Raw genomic sequence first — 14,972 nt, forward strand, 5'->3', positions numbered from 1 at the left:
AAAGGTCCTATGAACTTTTTGGCAAAAGCAACAATAATTTTAGGATTTTTATTTGTATTAAATACTTTAACACTGACATATTTGTATAATAAACAAGCAAACACTTCTGTTGTAAGTGAAGTTAAACTTCCAAAATCAACCCCTGTTCCTCCCGCTCCTGTAAAATGAAATTTTTTCTTTTTTTTCTACCTATTTTTCTTTTCGCCCAAGCCCATATTTTTGTACTTCACAGAATAAATGACCCCAGACATTCATATACAAACACCTCAACAAAAGAACTTGAGAAATATTTAAAATATATAAAAAATAATAATTACAAAGCTGTTAAACTCTCAGCCCTTGTAAAAAAAATAGAAAACAGAGAAAATATTGATAATTATGTTGTTTTTACCATAGATGACAATTATAAAAGTTTTTATAAAAACGGCCTGCCTTTATTTAAAAAATACCATATTCCTTTTACCCTTTTTGTATATACAAAGGCAACTGAAGGTAAATGGGGAGATTTTATGACATGGAAAATGGTAAAAGAATGTGCAAAATACGGTGAACTTGGAGTCCACAGCTACGCTCATCCGCATCTGCCAAAACTTAGCGATAAAGAAATAAACCAGGATACGCTTAAGGCTATTAATTTATTTAAAAAAAGAATCGGTTACGTTCCCGACATGTATGCATATCCGTATGGAGAATATGACAAGAGGGTAAAAAAAATAATTTCAAAATATTTTAAGGTTATTGCAAATCAAAATCCCGGAGCAATTGATTTAACCACTCCGATTGACGATTTGGACAGAATCGCACTGACAGGAAAAGTAAATATAGCAGAAAAACTAAAGCTCAAAAGACTCCATATAAAAAATTTGATAATTAAAAGAAATAAAAATTCAATTACTGAAATTTCGGGAAAACTGATAAATAAAATTCCATATATAAATATCTATTTAACAGATTTCGGCTGGAAATACCATATAAAAATTAAAAATAATAAATTCTGTTTTCATCCGAATTTTAAGCTCAAAAGATTCAGAAACAGGATTATCATAAGGTATAATTATAAAATCTTTTCAAGAATGATAATAAAATATTAAGGAGGATAAAAATGGAAGAAGTTTTTAAATTTGCCAAAGAGCATATGCAAAAAAGTATAGATGTATTAAAAAAAGATTTAAATACACTAAGAACCGGAAAAGTTTCTATTCATGTTCTTGACGGGGTGAAAGTTGAATATTACGGAACGCCAACTCCACTAAATCAGGTTGCAAACGTAAATGCCGTGGATGCAACAACCATTGTAATTCAGCCTTGGGACAAATCTATTATGAAAGATATAGAAAAAGCCATTCAAGAAGCCAATGTTGGAGCAAATCCTAACAATGACGGAGAAGTTATCAAAATGTACTTTCCTCCAATGACAGAAGAAGAGAGAAAAAAACAGGCCAAAAAAGCAAAAGAGTTTGCAGAAAAAGCAAAAATCGCTATTAGAAACGTAAGACGCGAAGCCAATGATAAAATCAAAAAAATGTTTAAAGACAAAGAAATAACAGAAGATGAAGAAAGAAAAGGACTCGATAAAGTTCAGGAAATAACCGATAGTTTTGTTAATAAAGTTGATGAAACAGTAAATAAAAAAATTGATGAAGTAATGAAAGTATAATTTAATGGAAAATGGGAAATAAAAAAATGAATGTAAAAGATATTTATGAAAAACACGCCGCTTTATTAAAAGGCCATTTTCTTTTAAGCAGCGGAAAACACAGCGAATATTACCTTCAAAGCGCGAGAGTTTTGGAATATCCAGAAGTTGCCGAGACTTTGGCAAAAGAACTTGCAAAAAAAATAATTGAAGCCGGAGTTAAAGTAGATACTGTATGTTCTCCGGCTATCGGGGGGCTGCTTGCCGGATACGAACTGGCAAGGGCTCTTGATGTCAGATTTATTTTTACCGAAAGAGTTAACGGTAAAATGACTTTAAGAAGAGGATTTGAAGTAAAGGAAAATGAGAAAGTATTAATCTGTGAAGACATTATTACAACCGGCGGATCCGCAATGGAAGCGGCAAGAGAAATTGAAAAAAGAGGCGGCAGGGTAGTAGGATTTGGGGCAATTGCCAACAGAGGCGTTTGTAAAAGGGTTAATGGAAAAACCGAGAGAAAACCGGAATGTAAATTACCCCAAAACAAACCTTTTTTTGCTTTAGAAGACTTTGATTTTGAAGTTTATGAACCGGAAAACTGCCCAATGTGCAAAACAGGAAGCAAACCGGTTAAACCCGGCAGCAGAGGAAATTAGTGAACTGCCCTTTGTGTAATCCGGAAAATGAAAATATAATTTTTCAGAATACCCTTTTTAGGGTTATTTTGATTAATGAAATTCCTGGCTACATTAGAATCATTACACAAAAACATATAAAAGAATTCAGCGATTTGGAAGATAAAGAAATAATACAAATAATGCAGTCTGTCAAAAATATTGAAAAAACAATGATAAAACTGCTTAATCCTGATAAAATAAATATTGCTGAATTCGGAAATATGGTTCCCCACCTCCATTTTCACATAATGCCGAGATATATAAATGACCCATGGTGGCCGGCAAGCACTTTTTGTAAAAAAGTAAGAAATTTTACATATCCAGAGTTTGATAAAAACAGATATAAAAAAGCAATAAAAGCGTGCTTAGAGAATTTATAGCCCTTAGTTTATATTATTTCCTCTTTTTTGCATTAATCGGTGATTATGTAATTTTTATGCCAAAAATGTATTCAGCTTATTTTACACCGGCTCAAATAGGAATTCTTTTTTCCATGCTTCCAATTGCCAGATTTTTAACTCCTTTTTTGTTTTTTAAACTTACAATAAATAAAAAAATATTTTTATCGGCGCTTACATTTTCAATATTTGCTTCATTTTTACTTATCAATAAAAATTTTTATTTAATTTCTTTCGCTTTTTTTCTGATAGGGGCATGCTTTAGTATAATATTTCCTTATATTGAAACAATTGCAGTTGAAAAATTGAAAGAAAATTACGGCAGAGCGAGAGTGTATGGAAGTATAGGATTTATGCTGTTTGGGATTATATTTTCATATTTTAAAATAAATTTCATTTATATTTTTATTATTTTGATGATATTTACCAATATTACAGCTTTATATTTTTTGGAAGACAAATATGTAAAAAAAGAAACCAGACCGATAAATTTTTTTATTGCATGGAAATTCTGGTTTGCTTTAATATTAATGCAGATTAGTTTCGGGGGATTTTATAATTTTTTTACAATTTATAATTTAAATCACAACATTCCAAAAGAAATAAACGGATGGCTTTGGGCTATAGGGGTAATTGCTGAAATTTTAATTTTTCTGATTCAACATAAATTTATAAAAAAACACCCCCCTCTCTTTTGGATTAAAATTTCAATATTTTTAACATCAATCAGATGGCTGATGCTATATTTGTTTGCCGGCAATATAATGTTAATAGCTCTTTCGCAGCTGCTTCATGCTTTTTCTTTTGCTATATTCCATACATCTGCTATGTTGTATCTTTTTGGAATTTATAAAAACAAAACACTTGCCCAGCAGTTTTATGCAGGAATCGGTTACGGGTTTGCCGCATTTTTAGGAAGTGTCATATCAGGAATTTTATACGGGGAAAATCTTTATTTATACGAAAGCCTGATAGCAATGGCGGGATTTTTAATTATGCTATAATTAAGCAAAAAGGTTTTTATGTTTCCCAAAAAAATATATGACAGAAAAATAAAATTAAATTATGAAAACACATTAATTACCGGCCCTAAAGGGGTTGGAAAAACATTTTTGATTTTTAATTTTTTAAAAAAATTTAAAGGTAGCTGGAAATATTATGATTTCTCTGATTACAGGGAAAAAAACTTTGAATTAACATCCGATTTAATTATTTTTGAAAATTTCGATTTTTCGGTAAAAATTCCTGCTGATAAAACAGTTTTTATAACAAGCTCTGAAAATATTGAAATTGAAAATTTTAAAAAAATAGAATTAAAAGCGCTTGATTTTGAAGAATTTTTCGCTTTTGAAAAATCAAATTCCCCGACAAACACATTTGATAAATTTTTAAAATACGGGAATTTTGCAAAAAACGCTTTTGTAGAAGATTATTTTAAAGAAGAATATTTAAAAGATGTGTTTGACCTACTGCCTTTTAATAAAGAAATTTTAAAATTCTTTTTTGCCCATATCGGAGAAAAACTGACTCTTTATCAAATATTTCAGATTTTAAAAAAAAGAATAAAAATAAGTAAAGACAGTTTTTATAAAACAACAAATGAATTGATTAAAAACAGGGTTATTTATGAAGTTGAAAAATATAAGGCACCGAAATCACCTAAAAAATTTTTTGCTTATAATTTTGCCTTCAGAAATATTTTAACTAATAAAAAAAATTTTTCCCATAAATTTGAAAATATGGTTTTTCTTGAATTAAATGAAAAAGAAATTTATTATAAAGATACCCTTAATTTTTATTTACCTCAAAAAGAGATGGGAATACTTATAATGCCTTTTGCAGATGAAAACACAATTTTGGAAAAACTAAACAAAGTAAACGATGTAAAAAAAATTGAAATCATTACAATTTCAAACGAACTTGAAATAAAACATAAAAATTTTGAAGTGGAGGTAAAGCCGTTTTGGCAATGGAGATTTGCGGAATAGACGAGGCTGGACGCGGACCTATTGCAGGGCCTTTAGTTGTGGCTGGATGCTTAATAAGTGAAAAATGTAAAGTAAAAAGTGAAAAATGGTATAAAGAGTTAACAGATTCAAAAAAATTAACCTCTAAAAAAAGAGATGAACTATTTGAAATAATAAAAGAAACCAGTATCTATCATATTGTATGGATTGACAATAAAACAATAGATAAAAAAGGGCTTTCTTTTGCCATCAATTTTGCATTAAAAGAAATAAAAGAAAAAATTAAAGCGGACAAATACCTGTTTGACGGAAACAGTAATTTTGGGGTTAAGCAAATAGAAACTATAATAAAAGGGGATTTTAAAATTAAAGAAATAGGCGCAGCAAGTATTTTGGCAAAAGTAAGCAGAGACAGATACATGATAAAAATTGCCGATAAATATCCCGAATATAATCTCGCCAAACATAAAGGATATATAACGAAGGAGCATATTGAAGAAATTAAAAAATTCGGATTTAGCGATATTCACAGAATCAGCTATAAATTAAAAGCATTAGAGAAAACACTTTTTTAGGAGTACAATGAAAAAAATTATTTCACTTTTAATTTTTAATTTTTTACTTTTCACTGTTTTAAACGCAGCTTTCCCGGACTGGTATTATAATATCAGAAATATTAACGAGCAAAAAAAAGCATTTGTGGAAATAATGCTGCCTTTAATTCAAACAGAAAACAAAAATATATTAAATTTAAGAAAAAAAATTATAAAAATATTTAACGACCCGGCCTTTTTATTAAAACCGGAAAAAATTGCTTTTTTGGCTAAAGAGGCCAAAAAATACAAAATAAAAAATATACTGAACAGAGATGAATTTTTAAAAAAAATAGACACAATACCCCCTTCACTCGCCCTGGCCCAGGCTGCAATAGAAAGCGGATGGGGAAAAAGCAGATTTGTTAAGTTAGCTAACAACCTCTTTGGACACTGGGAATATTCTAATAATGGCCTTTCTCCAAAAGACAGATATAGTAGCATTGATATAAACTATTCATTAAAAATTTTTCCAAGCATCGAAGATTCCATAAAAGCCTATATGCTGAATCTAAACAGAAACCCGGCTTATAAAGAATTTAGAAATGTAAGATATTTTTATAAATTAAAAAATAAAAAATTTACCGGTCTCATAGCTGCAACTACAATGGAATTATATTCCCAAAAAAGAGATGAATATGTGAAACTTCTTCAAAAAATGATAATCCAAAATCACTGGGAAAAATTTGACAAATAAATTTTGTCATTTAAATATCATTTAAATTTGTTAAAATGTTATTAAATCCTAAAAAGGAGATAAAATGGATAAATACATTAATTTGACAATGCAGTGGGGAATCAAAATCATCGGAGCCATTGCCATTTATATCATCGGTAAATGGATTGCGAAAATTATTACAAATATTGTGAAAAAACTTCTGGAAAAATCAAAAGTAGATATTACACTGGTAAAATTTTTAGGAAATTTAACATATATCGGTCTGCTTATTTTAGTAATTATTACGGCTCTTGGAACATTAGGGGTTGATACCACCTCGTTTGCAGCAATAATTGCGGGTGCAGGTTTAGCTGTAGGTATGGCACTTAAAGATAATATATCAAATTTCGGTGCGGGAGTATTGATTTTATTCCTTAGGCCGTTTAAAATCGGGGATTTTGTTGAAGCGGCCGGAACTTCTGGCGTTGTTGATGAAATAGGTATTTTCAACACTATTATGAAAACAGGGGATAACAGAGTAATTATAATTCCTAACAACAATATAATCGGAAATAATATAATAAATTATTCAAGAGAAAAAATCAGAAGAATTGATTTGGTGATAGGCGTGGGATATGAAGATGATTTAAAACTGACTAAATCTACACTCGAAGAAATTTTAAATTCTAATCCTAAAATATTAAAAGAACCGGCACCGACAGTGGCTCTTGCAGAATTGGCTGATAGCAGTGTTAACTTTAATGTAAGACCTTGGGTTAAGAGTGACGATTATTGGGGGGTAAGAAGCGAACTACTCGAAACGATAAAACAAACATTTGATGAAAAAGGCATTAATATCCCGTATCCTCAAATGGATGTACACATAGAAAAAACGCTTTAATTTCCGCTTTTTATAAATTTTTCTATATTTTTATAAATTCCTTCCATCAATTTTTCCCTTGCTTCAATGCTGCTCCAGGCCATATGCGGGGTTAATAAAACTTTTTTACTTTTTAAAAGCGGATTATCAATATTTACAGGTTCTTTTTCAAATACATCCAGACCGACAAAAATATTTTTTTCTTTTAAAATTTTTACCAACTCATCTTCATTTATTATTCCGCCTCTTCCCACATTTACTAAAATACTTCCTTCTTGCATGAGCGAAAGTTTTTCATAATTTAAAAGATTTTTGGTATTTTTATTTAAAGGCGCATGGATTGTTATTATTCCTGAAGTTTTAAGAAGCTCTTCAAGTCCAACTCTTTTAAATTCTTTTGAACTGTTTTTCCCGCTTGTTGAATAATACACAACCTTGGCCCCGAAACATTCAGCCGCTCTTGCAACATTTTTTCCTATTTCACCAAGTCCTATGATTCCCCATTTTTTTCCTTTTATTTCAAACCAGTTTTGAATATGGGTAAATATTTTTGAATTTGGATATTCTTTCCTTACATATTTATCAAAATAACAAATTTTGTTTATTAGCCCCAACACAACAGCAAAAGTATGCTGAACAACCGCATTTGTGGAATATTCCGCTACATTCTTTACAATTATCCCCTTAGCTTTGGCATATTCTAAATCCACATTATTCATACTCGTTGCCGCAATTTGAATAAATTTTAATCTTTTTGCATTATCTAAAACACTTTTATCAATTACAACTTTATTAGTTACAACTATATCAGCATTTTTAATCCTATCTATTGTTTCATCTTTATCTGTAGTCTGATAAATTTCAACCTCACCGAATTCTTTAAACCTTTCAAAATCTACACTCCCAAGAGTTAATGCATCTAAAAATACTATTTTCAATTTCTTCCTTTGATATAATTTCTAAAAAAGGCAAATTATGAAATATATTTTACTATGTTTTTTATTCTTTTCATTATACTCTAAAACACTAACTGCCACATACGAGGCAAAATACGGCTGGTTCGGTACAATTGCAACAGCCCAGGGTTTTTTTGAAAAGAATCAAACAAATTATAAAATTCAGACAATAGTAAAAACAAAAGGGCTCGCAGCCGTACTTTCGCATCATATGATACAAAAATACACAAGCATAGGAATAATTAAAAATAATAAACTGATTCCTTTTGAATATATCACATACAGAAAAAGGGGGGATAAAGAATATAAAAGAATATATCTGTTTGACCATAAAAAGAAAACAATTACAAGGATAAAATACTTTAATAACAAATTTGACGGAAAGGAAAAATTCGATTATTATGCGCCTCAGGATATTTTAAGCCTTTATTTTAATTTGCCGTTATATCTCAAAGACAAAAATAAAATTTATACATTTTATGCGTTAGGGGCAAGAAAGCGTGACGGAAGGGTTGATGTAAATTTTTGTAAACAAAATATTTTTGAGAGTAAAGGCGTTTGTATAAAAGCAAATTTATATAATAAAGTTTTTTCAGGGGATAAAGGAATTTTATATTTACTTATAAACCAAAAAAACTGGGTCACTTTAAAAGGAATTGTAAAAAATGTATTAAAAATCGGGGACTTGAAAGGAAAACTTGTTGATTTTAAACAAGTCCCTTAGTTTCTAAATATTTAGTATCATAGTTATTATTTAGAAAATCTTCATTTTCAAGCATTTTTAAATGAAAAGGTATTGTAGTTTTTATACCGCTTATTTGAAATTCCCTCAGAGCCTCTTTCATAATTTCAATTGCTTCATTTCTGTCTTTTCCCAAAACAATTACTTTTGCAATTAAACTGTCATAATATTGTGGAATAATATAACCTGCATATATATGTGTATCAACCCTTACATCTTTTCCTCCCGGGATATAAAGCTTTTGAATTTTTCCGGGATTTGGAATAAATTTATCAGGATCTTCGGCCAAAATTCTGCATTCAAGGGAATGCCCTTTTATATTTATATCTTTTTGTTCAGGTATTTTTTCACCTTCTTCTACTCTTATCATCCATTCAACCAGATCAATTCCGCTTACCATTTCACTTACCGGATGTTCTACCTGAAGCCTTGTATTCATTTCCATAAAATAAAAATTTAAATTTTTATCTACTAAAAATTCAATTGTTCCGGCTGAATAATATCCTATAGCTTTAGCGGCTTTTACAGCCGTTTCATGTAATTTATTCCTGGTTTTTTCATCTAAAATAACTGCCGGGGATTCTTCTATAAGTTTTTGGTGTCTTCTTTGAAGAGAACAGTCCCGCTCACCCAAATGAATAACATTTCCGTGTTTGTCGCCTAAAATCTGAACTTCAACATGGCGCGGTTTTTCAATATATTTTTCCATATAAATAGTTGGGTCTCCAAAAGCACTCTGGGCTTCCGAGGAAGCTGCTAAAAAAGCATTTTCTATATAACTTTCATTTTCAACAACCCTCATTCCTCTTCCGCCTCCGCCGCTTGCCGCTTTGAGAATAACAGGATATCCTATTTCAGCAGCCACTTTTTTAGCAGCTTCAACATCTTTTACAGCCCCGGCACTACCCGGAATTACGGGAACACCGGATTTTTTCATAACTTCTTTGGCTTTTGATTTATCGGCCATAAGCTCCATAACTTCAAGACTCGGACCTATAAAAGCGACATTATGGGCTTTGCATATTTCTACAAACGTCTGACTTTCACTCAAAAATCCGTATCCGGGGAAAATTGCGTCACATTCGGTAATTTCTGCCGCACTTATTATAGAAGGTATGTTTAAATAACTCTCATTGCTTCTTGGTCCGCCTACACAGACGCCCCCATCGGCAAAATTAAGATAAACTGCATCCCTGTCGGCCGTAGAATAGACACAAACAGCCTCTTTTTTTAATTTATGTATAGCCCTGATAGCCCTTAAGGCAATTTCCCCTCTGTTTGCTATTAAAATTCTTTTCATAATTTTTTAACCTTAAAAAGAGGAGTGTCAAATTCAACAGGTTGGCCGTCTTCCACTAAAATATCAATTATTTCACAATCAAATTCGGCTTCCAATTCATTCATTATTTTCATAGCTTCTATAATGCAAAGCGTATCTCCCTTTTTTATTTTATCGCCCACTCTTACATAAGGAGGGGAATCCGGGCTTGGAGCCTGATAAAAAGTCCCGACCATCGGAGAAGCAATAAGTTCCCCTTCCTCTTCACACTCAGGTTTTGCTTCTACTTTTTGAACTGCCTTAGGAGTGTCTTCCAAAACCAATGCCGGTGCGGGTGTTTGGGCAGGAACGGCTTTCACAGATTTATCAAGAAAAATCCTAAATTGTTCATTTTCAAGTTCCAAAACATTGGCTTTTGAATTATCAAATATTTTTACAATTTCTTTTAATGTTTTAATATCCATAATATTAACTCCTTAATCCTTTTTAAAATAATATCATAAATTTGTTATAATTTTAAATATTCAATAAAGGATGCCGATGGGTGTAAAATCTGATAAATGGATTAGGACAATGGCCAAAGAATTTGGCATGATAAATCCTTTTGAAGAAAAACAGGTTCGCACAAACACTATAAGCTACGGAGTTTCTTCATACGGATATGATATAAGAGTAAGCGATGAATTTATGGTTTTTACAAATATAAATTCCACTATAGTCGACCCTAAAAATTTTGATGAAAACAATGTAGTTAATATTAAAGGAGATTGTATTATTCCTCCAAATTCATTTGCACTTTGCAGGAGTGTGGAATATTTTAAAATGCCAAGGGATGTACTTGCAGTATGTGTTGGGAAATCCACTTATGCAAGATGCGGAATAATTGTAAATGTAACACCGATTGAACCGGAATGGGAAGGACATATTACCATAGAAATAAGCAATACCACACCTCTTCCGGCAAAAATTTATGCAAATGAGGGAATTGCACAATTAATTTTTCTTAGCGCTGATGATGAAATGTGCGAAATTAGCTACGCCGATAAAAAAGGAAAATATCACGGGCAAAAAGGAATTACCCTTCCTAAGGTGGATAAATAAAATGAAACTCTGTATTGCTTTAGATTTACCGAGTAAAGAAGAAAATTTAAAATTAGCTAAAGAAATTGGCGAACATGCAAATGATATTTGGCTTAAAGTCGGTTTTAGAAGCTATATAAGAGACGGAAACGAATTTTTAAAAGAATTAAAAAAATTAGGGTTTAACCTGTTTTTAGACTTAAAGCTTTATGATATCCCTAACACCATGGCGGACAGCGCGGAAGAAATCGCAAAACTCGGGATTGATATGTTCAATGTTCATGCAAGTGCGGGTGAAAAAGCAATGAAAGAGGTAATGAAAAGAATTTCTAAATTTGAAAAAAGGCCGTTGGTTTTGGCGGTAACGGCACTGACCAGTTTTTCAAACGATGAATTTAAAAAAATATACGGAAACGATATTGACATTAAAGCCAAAGAATTCGCAAAAACGGCTTTTCATTCCGGGCTTGACGGCGTTGTTTGCAGTGTTTGGGGGAAATTAAAAACATCACTTCAAATAATTTTATTACACTTACGCCTGGTATAAGACCTTTCGGAGAAAATGCCGGAGATCAAAAAAGAGTTGCCGATATAGATTTTGCCAAAAGCAATTTAGTTGATTTTATAGTTGTGGGAAGACCGATTTATAAAGATAAAAACCCTAAACATAAGGTTAAAAAAATTTTAAATAAAATCAAGGAGATATAATGAAAAAATTATTTTTAAGTTTAAGTGTAGCAATAAGTCTATTTGCAAGCGATAAACTGTTGCCTCAAAAAGAATTAAATTCCATTTTAAAATCAAGTATTTTATACCCAAGACTCTCCCAGGATATAAAAAAAGGCCTTATCAAAGTCAGAGGAGTTAAAAAAGACGGATTTTATATAATAAATATTCAAACAAAAAGAGGGGCCGGAAATATTTATATAACAGCCGATAAAAAATATACTATTATAGGAAGAATATTAAACAATAAAAACGGAAGCACATTAAGCGCAAATTTTCCGGTAAATAAAAAAATAGTAAATAAGGGAATTTCTTTCAGTTTCGGAAAAGGTAAAAAAGATTTGTATGTTGTTACAGACCCTGAGTGTCCATTTTGCAGAATGATGGAACAGAAAACAAAAAATACCCTGGCAAAAAATTACAGAGTTCACGTAATTTTATTCCCTCTGCCGTTTCATAAAGACGCAAGGGCAATGAGCTGTTATATTTTAGCAGGAAGAACAAATAAAGAAAGACAAAAAAGATTTAAAGAAACTTTGCTTGGCGGAAATGAATGGAAAAATTATAAACCTTCAAAAACAGAACTCAACAAATGTTACAGCGAGCTTGAAAAATCAAAAAAAGCGGCAATTGAACTTCAGGCAAAAGGCACACCAAGCGTATATGATGAAAATTTTAATTCTATTGAATGGCCGAGTTTAATAAAAGGTAAAAAATGAGTTTTATCGATGCTGCTTTATGCGCAAGTTTAAAAATCATAAGGGCCCTTCACGAAGAAGAAGGTATTTTTGAAGCCAAAGGAATAGGATACGGAGGGGACAGAAGTTTAAAAATAGACCTTTTGGCAGAAGAAATGTTTATAAAGGCATTAAGCCACTATGGAAATATTTTTTCAGAAGAAAGAGGGTTTATAGATAACGGGAAAGATAAAAGAATTATAATTGACCCAATTGACGGAAGTTACAATGTCTCAAACCATATCCCCTATTTTGGAAGCAGTGTTTATCTTGAAGATGAAGCGGCTGTTATTGTAAATTTAAGTAACGGTGATTATTTTGTTAAAGACAAAAACGGCAAAAGATTTGAAAATTTATTTAGAAAACCGTTTCAGTCAAATTACAGACACGATGTCGTTTTATTTGAAAAGGCATACAAAAATCCGGAAATTGTCGCAAAATTAAATAAACATAATTTAAAATTCAGAGCACCTGGTGCACTCAGTTTATCCCTGTGTTACGGAGAATTTTCAAAAGCGATAATATACAAAGGGGAAATAAGGGAATTCGATATTGCCGCCGCAAAATTTTATAACAGCGAATATTTCTGGTATTTTGAGGAGAGTTTGATAATAATGGCACCTAAAAAAAATGATTTAGAAGAAATTCTAAGGATAATAAAGGAATAAAATGGGATTCAGTAATTTTTTGAAAAAATTTAAAAAACCTCAGCCTAAAAAAGAAGACACCTCTAACAACTGGATAAAATGCCCCGCCTGTGGCGCAATAAGTTTTTACAAAGAAGTTCAAAAACAAAATAACACATGTCCAAAATGCGGATATCATTTCAGAATGAGCACAAACGACAGAATAAAATTACTTGCCGATGAAGATACTTTTACTGAATTTGATAAAAACTTAAAACCGAACGACCCTCTAAATTTTGTGGATAAAAAAAGCTATAAAAAAAGAATAGAAGAAAATTACAAAAAAACACAAAACTATTCTTCTGTAATAAGCGGAGAATGCAGAATTAATTCTATCTTAACCCAGCTTGTAGTGTTTGATTTTAACTTTATGGGAGGAAGCCTGGGAAGCGTTGAAGGTGAAAAAATAGTAAGGGCTGTAAAGAGAGCCATTGAGAAAAAATGCGGTTTGGTTATTGTATCCACCAGCGGAGGCGCCAGAATGCAGGAGAGCACATTTTCTCTTATGCAAATGGCTAAAACATCCGCAGCACTTGCAAGTTTATCTGAACATAATCTCCCGTATATTTCTGTTTTAACAGACCCGACTTTCGGGGGAGTAAGCGCAAGTTTTGCATTTTTAGGCGATTTTATTATTGCAGAACCCGGGGCAATGATTGGATTTGCAGGACCTAGGGTTATTAAACAGACAATCGGGGAAGATCTGCCGGAAGGCTTTCAAAGGGCGGAGTTTTTACTTGAGCACGGGTTAATAGATATGGTTGTAAAAAGAGACAAATTAAAACAGAGTATTGCCGATTTATTAAAATATACGCTAAAGAATGCCGGTTAATGATTTATGCCCTCTTAGACTGGGATACGCTGCAAAAATATCATTTATCCATTAAAGATTTTTGCAAAACGGCAAAAGGGCTCAAAGCAAAATTTTTACAATACAGAGACAAAAATTCCTCTCTGGAAGAAAAACTAAACAGACTCCGTGAAATTAGAAAACAGTGGAAAAAAACATTAATAATAAATGATGCAATAGAACTTCTTCCTTATGCTGACGGAATACACATAGGACAGGAAGACCTTGAAAATTTATGCAAAAGATTTAATCTATCAAAAAAAGAAGTAATATTAAATTTAAAAAATGGGAATATTAGTGGCCAAGTTCCAAGTTCCAAGTTACAAGACAACAAATTTAAAACCAAAATTGTTGGTCTTTCCACACACAATAAAAAAGAGATACTTAAAACCAATAAACTGCCGCTTGATTATATAGGGCTTGGGGCTTACAAAAAAACTTCCACAAAAGATACATCAAATATTTTGGGAAAAAAAGTAATAGAACTTATAAAATTTTCAAATCATCCTGTTGCAATTATAGGCGGAGTAAAAATTTATGATAAAATTCCAGCCATAAAAGTAATAGGAAGTGATATATGCAAATTAACGTCTATTCGATTGAAAAAAAAGAAGAATATAAAAAAGAGATTGAAGAATTTATAAAAAAATCACGCCCCTTTGCAGATGTTAAAAATATAACACTCTATTCTAAAAATCTTTCCAAAACAAATAATCCAAAAAGAGAATATTCAAACATTTTTGAAAAATATACAGCTGAGGGGTTCAATATTATATTGACACCCGAAGGGAAACTGATTGATTCAATTGAATTTTCAAAGATGTTTGAATATCCGAAAATTAACTTTTTTATAGGGGGTGCGTGGGGATTTGACGAGGAATTCAAAAAAAAAGGGATTAATGTTTCGCTGAGTCCTTTAACTATGAGTCATAAAATAGCAAAAATTGTTTTATTTGAACAAATTTATAGAGCTCTCAGTATAAAAAACAATCATCCGTATCATAAATAGTGAAAATGGTGAGTTGTGAGCTTGCCCGGCCGCTTGAAAAGCGGCGGGGTGGTGAGTTGTGAGTTATGAGTTGCTAAGAAGCCAAGTTTAATTAAGAA

20 protein-coding genes and 1 pseudogene (1 of these 21 running past the window's edge) are annotated in these 14,972 nt (G+C 31.5%); 18 read left to right on the forward strand and 3 right to left on the reverse strand.

Annotation, left to right across the window (positions count from 1 at the left end; genetic code table 11):
• The 10 genes from secG to DZ65_RS0103745 all read left to right on the forward strand — a co-directional run.
• Positions 1–168 carry the 3' portion of a preprotein translocase subunit SecG gene (gene secG, locus DZ65_RS0103700; RefSeq protein ID WP_024789502.1) on the forward strand. 129 nt of this gene lie to the left of the window's left edge, so 168 of the gene's 297 nt are visible here — the last part of the coding sequence; its start codon lies off the left edge, out of view; the stop codon is at positions 166–168.
• Positions 165–1,091, forward strand: a complete 927-nt coding sequence (locus DZ65_RS0103705; RefSeq protein WP_024791230.1) for a polysaccharide deacetylase family protein — start codon at positions 165–167, stop codon at positions 1,089–1,091. The genes secG and DZ65_RS0103705 overlap by 4 nt, the downstream gene beginning before the upstream one ends.
• Positions 1,092–1,102: 11 nt before the next feature.
• Positions 1,103–1,657, forward strand: a complete 555-nt coding sequence (frr, locus tag DZ65_RS0103710; RefSeq protein WP_035907071.1) for a ribosome recycling factor — start codon at positions 1,103–1,105, stop codon at positions 1,655–1,657.
• Positions 1,658–1,683: 26 nt separating this feature from the next.
• On the forward strand, positions 1,684–2,292 hold the full coding sequence (gene pyrE, locus DZ65_RS0103715; RefSeq protein WP_024787316.1) for an orotate phosphoribosyltransferase: 609 nt from the start codon (positions 1,684–1,686) through the stop codon (positions 2,290–2,292).
• Positions 2,292–2,693: an HIT family protein gene (locus DZ65_RS0103720; protein ID WP_024787317.1), complete on the forward strand. Its 402-nt coding sequence runs from the start codon at positions 2,292–2,294 to the stop codon at positions 2,691–2,693. The genes pyrE and DZ65_RS0103720 overlap by 1 nt, the downstream gene beginning before the upstream one ends.
• A complete protein-coding gene (locus tag DZ65_RS0103725) occupies positions 2,675–3,715 on the forward strand; it encodes an MFS transporter (RefSeq protein WP_024791231.1) in 1,041 nt (346 codons plus the stop codon). The genes DZ65_RS0103720 and DZ65_RS0103725 overlap by 19 nt, the downstream gene beginning before the upstream one ends.
• 18 nt (positions 3,716–3,733) lie before the next feature.
• Entirely contained in the window at positions 3,734–4,699 is a 966-nt protein-coding gene (locus DZ65_RS0103730) for an ATP-binding protein (RefSeq protein WP_024791232.1), read from the forward strand.
• Positions 4,681–5,253: a ribonuclease HII gene (locus DZ65_RS0103735; RefSeq protein ID WP_024791233.1), complete on the forward strand. Its 573-nt coding sequence runs from the start codon at positions 4,681–4,683 to the stop codon at positions 5,251–5,253. The genes DZ65_RS0103730 and DZ65_RS0103735 overlap by 19 nt, the downstream gene beginning before the upstream one ends.
• A 7-nt stretch (positions 5,254–5,260) precedes the next feature.
• Positions 5,261–5,968 carry a glucosaminidase domain-containing protein gene (locus tag DZ65_RS0103740; protein WP_024791234.1) on the forward strand — a complete coding sequence of 236 codons (708 nt, stop codon included), beginning with the start codon at positions 5,261–5,263 and terminating at the stop codon, positions 5,966–5,968.
• A gap of 64 nt (positions 5,969–6,032) precedes the next feature.
• Positions 6,033–6,830 (forward strand): mechanosensitive ion channel family protein, encoded by a 798-nt coding sequence (locus DZ65_RS0103745; protein WP_024791235.1) that lies wholly within the window; start codon positions 6,033–6,035, stop codon positions 6,828–6,830.
• Here the strand turns inward: DZ65_RS0103745 and DZ65_RS0103750 are convergent.
• The gene (locus tag DZ65_RS0103750; protein ID WP_024791236.1) at positions 6,827–7,747 is read right to left on the reverse strand and encodes a D-2-hydroxyacid dehydrogenase; all 921 of its coding nucleotides are present in this window, start codon (positions 7,745–7,747) and stop codon (positions 6,827–6,829) included. The two genes, DZ65_RS0103745 and DZ65_RS0103750, sit on opposite strands and share 4 nt — an antisense overlap.
• Before the next feature lie 37 nt (positions 7,748–7,784).
• Here DZ65_RS0103750 and DZ65_RS0103755 point away from each other — a divergent pair, with 37 nt between their 5' ends.
• Positions 7,785–8,489 carry a DUF3108 domain-containing protein gene (locus DZ65_RS0103755; RefSeq protein ID WP_024791237.1) on the forward strand — a complete coding sequence of 235 codons (705 nt, stop codon included), beginning with the start codon at positions 7,785–7,787 and terminating at the stop codon, positions 8,487–8,489.
• Here the strand turns inward: DZ65_RS0103755 and DZ65_RS0103760 are convergent.
• Positions 8,473–9,807 carry an acetyl-CoA carboxylase biotin carboxylase subunit gene (locus DZ65_RS0103760; RefSeq protein ID WP_024791238.1) on the reverse strand — a complete coding sequence of 445 codons (1,335 nt, stop codon included), beginning with the start codon at positions 9,805–9,807 and terminating at the stop codon, positions 8,473–8,475. The genes DZ65_RS0103755 and DZ65_RS0103760 overlap by 17 nt on opposite strands.
• A complete protein-coding gene (accB, locus tag DZ65_RS0103765) occupies positions 9,804–10,250 on the reverse strand; it encodes an acetyl-CoA carboxylase biotin carboxyl carrier protein (protein ID WP_024791239.1) in 447 nt (148 codons plus the stop codon). Before accB ends, DZ65_RS0103760 begins: the two co-directional genes overlap by 4 nt.
• A gap of 76 nt (positions 10,251–10,326) precedes the next feature.
• On the opposite strand from accB, the gene dcd reads away from it, so the two are divergent.
• From dcd to DZ65_RS0103800, 7 genes and pseudogenes are all read left to right on the forward strand, one after another.
• On the forward strand, positions 10,327–10,887 hold the full coding sequence (dcd, locus tag DZ65_RS0103770) for a dCTP deaminase (protein ID WP_024791240.1): 561 nt from the start codon (positions 10,327–10,329) through the stop codon (positions 10,885–10,887).
• A 1-nt stretch (position 10,888) separates the two neighbouring features.
• A pseudogene (gene pyrF / locus DZ65_RS09830) lies at positions 10,889–11,574 on the forward strand (orotidine-5'-phosphate decarboxylase).
• Positions 11,574–12,311 carry a thioredoxin fold domain-containing protein gene (locus tag DZ65_RS0103780; RefSeq protein WP_024791241.1) on the forward strand — a complete coding sequence of 246 codons (738 nt, stop codon included), beginning with the start codon at positions 11,574–11,576 and terminating at the stop codon, positions 12,309–12,311. The pseudogene pyrF and the gene DZ65_RS0103780 overlap by 1 nt, the downstream one beginning before the upstream one ends.
• Positions 12,308–12,997 (forward strand): suhb, encoded by a 690-nt coding sequence (locus DZ65_RS0103785; protein WP_024791242.1) that lies wholly within the window; start codon positions 12,308–12,310, stop codon positions 12,995–12,997. The genes DZ65_RS0103780 and DZ65_RS0103785 overlap by 4 nt, the downstream gene beginning before the upstream one ends.
• Before the next feature lies 1 nt (position 12,998).
• Positions 12,999–13,847 carry an acetyl-CoA carboxylase, carboxyltransferase subunit beta gene (accD, locus tag DZ65_RS0103790; protein WP_024791243.1) on the forward strand — a complete coding sequence of 283 codons (849 nt, stop codon included), beginning with the start codon at positions 12,999–13,001 and terminating at the stop codon, positions 13,845–13,847.
• A complete protein-coding gene (locus DZ65_RS0103795; protein ID WP_024787331.1) occupies positions 13,847–14,509 on the forward strand; it encodes a thiamine phosphate synthase in 663 nt (220 codons plus the stop codon). The genes accD and DZ65_RS0103795 overlap by 1 nt, the downstream gene beginning before the upstream one ends.
• On the forward strand, positions 14,443–14,874 hold the full coding sequence (locus DZ65_RS0103800) for a 23S rRNA (pseudouridine(1915)-N(3))-methyltransferase RlmH (RefSeq protein WP_024787332.1): 432 nt from the start codon (positions 14,443–14,445) through the stop codon (positions 14,872–14,874). The genes DZ65_RS0103795 and DZ65_RS0103800 overlap by 67 nt, the downstream gene beginning before the upstream one ends.
• Positions 14,875–14,972: the final 98 nt, after the last annotated feature.

The organism is Lebetimonas sp. JS032, assembly GCF_000523315.1.
In the GTDB taxonomy this organism is placed as follows: Bacteria; Campylobacterota; Campylobacteria; order Campylobacterales; family Nautiliaceae; genus Lebetimonas.

What these genes read in the sequence shown, in the direction of transcription:
- dcd (WP_024791240.1), top strand. Translation starts at nt 10,327, where the DNA reads ATGGGTGTAAAATCTGATAAATGGATTAGGACAATGGCCAAAGAATTT.
- pyrE (WP_024787316.1), top strand. Translation starts at nt 1,684, where the DNA reads ATGAATGTAAAAGATATTTATGAAAAACACGCCGCTTTATTAAAAGGC.
- DZ65_RS0103730 (WP_024791232.1), top strand. Translation starts at nt 3,734, where the DNA reads ATGTTTCCCAAAAAAATATATGACAGAAAAATAAAATTAAATTATGAA.
- DZ65_RS0103800 (WP_024787332.1), top strand. Translation starts at nt 14,443, where the DNA reads ATGCAAATTAACGTCTATTCGATTGAAAAAAAAGAAGAATATAAAAAA.
- DZ65_RS0103735 (WP_024791233.1), top strand. Translation starts at nt 4,681, where the DNA reads ATGGAGATTTGCGGAATAGACGAGGCTGGACGCGGACCTATTGCAGGG.
- DZ65_RS0103795 (WP_024787331.1), top strand. Translation starts at nt 13,847, where the DNA reads ATGATTTATGCCCTCTTAGACTGGGATACGCTGCAAAAATATCATTTA.
- DZ65_RS0103705 (WP_024791230.1), top strand. Translation starts at nt 165, where the DNA reads ATGAAATTTTTTCTTTTTTTTCTACCTATTTTTCTTTTCGCCCAAGCC.
- accB (WP_024791239.1), bottom strand. Translation starts at nt 10,250, where the DNA reads ATGGATATTAAAACATTAAAAGAAATTGTAAAAATATTTGATAATTCA.
- DZ65_RS0103760 (WP_024791238.1), bottom strand. Translation starts at nt 9,807, where the DNA reads ATGAAAAGAATTTTAATAGCAAACAGAGGGGAAATTGCCTTAAGGGCT.
- DZ65_RS0103755 (WP_024791237.1), top strand. Translation starts at nt 7,785, where the DNA reads ATGAAATATATTTTACTATGTTTTTTATTCTTTTCATTATACTCTAAA.
- DZ65_RS0103745 (WP_024791235.1), top strand. Translation starts at nt 6,033, where the DNA reads ATGGATAAATACATTAATTTGACAATGCAGTGGGGAATCAAAATCATC.
- DZ65_RS0103780 (WP_024791241.1), top strand. Translation starts at nt 11,574, where the DNA reads ATGAAAAAATTATTTTTAAGTTTAAGTGTAGCAATAAGTCTATTTGCA.
- frr (WP_035907071.1), top strand. Translation starts at nt 1,103, where the DNA reads ATGGAAGAAGTTTTTAAATTTGCCAAAGAGCATATGCAAAAAAGTATA.
- accD (WP_024791243.1), top strand. Translation starts at nt 12,999, where the DNA reads ATGGGATTCAGTAATTTTTTGAAAAAATTTAAAAAACCTCAGCCTAAA.
- DZ65_RS0103740 (WP_024791234.1), top strand. Translation starts at nt 5,261, where the DNA reads ATGAAAAAAATTATTTCACTTTTAATTTTTAATTTTTTACTTTTCACT.
- DZ65_RS0103785 (WP_024791242.1), top strand. Translation starts at nt 12,308, where the DNA reads ATGAGTTTTATCGATGCTGCTTTATGCGCAAGTTTAAAAATCATAAGG.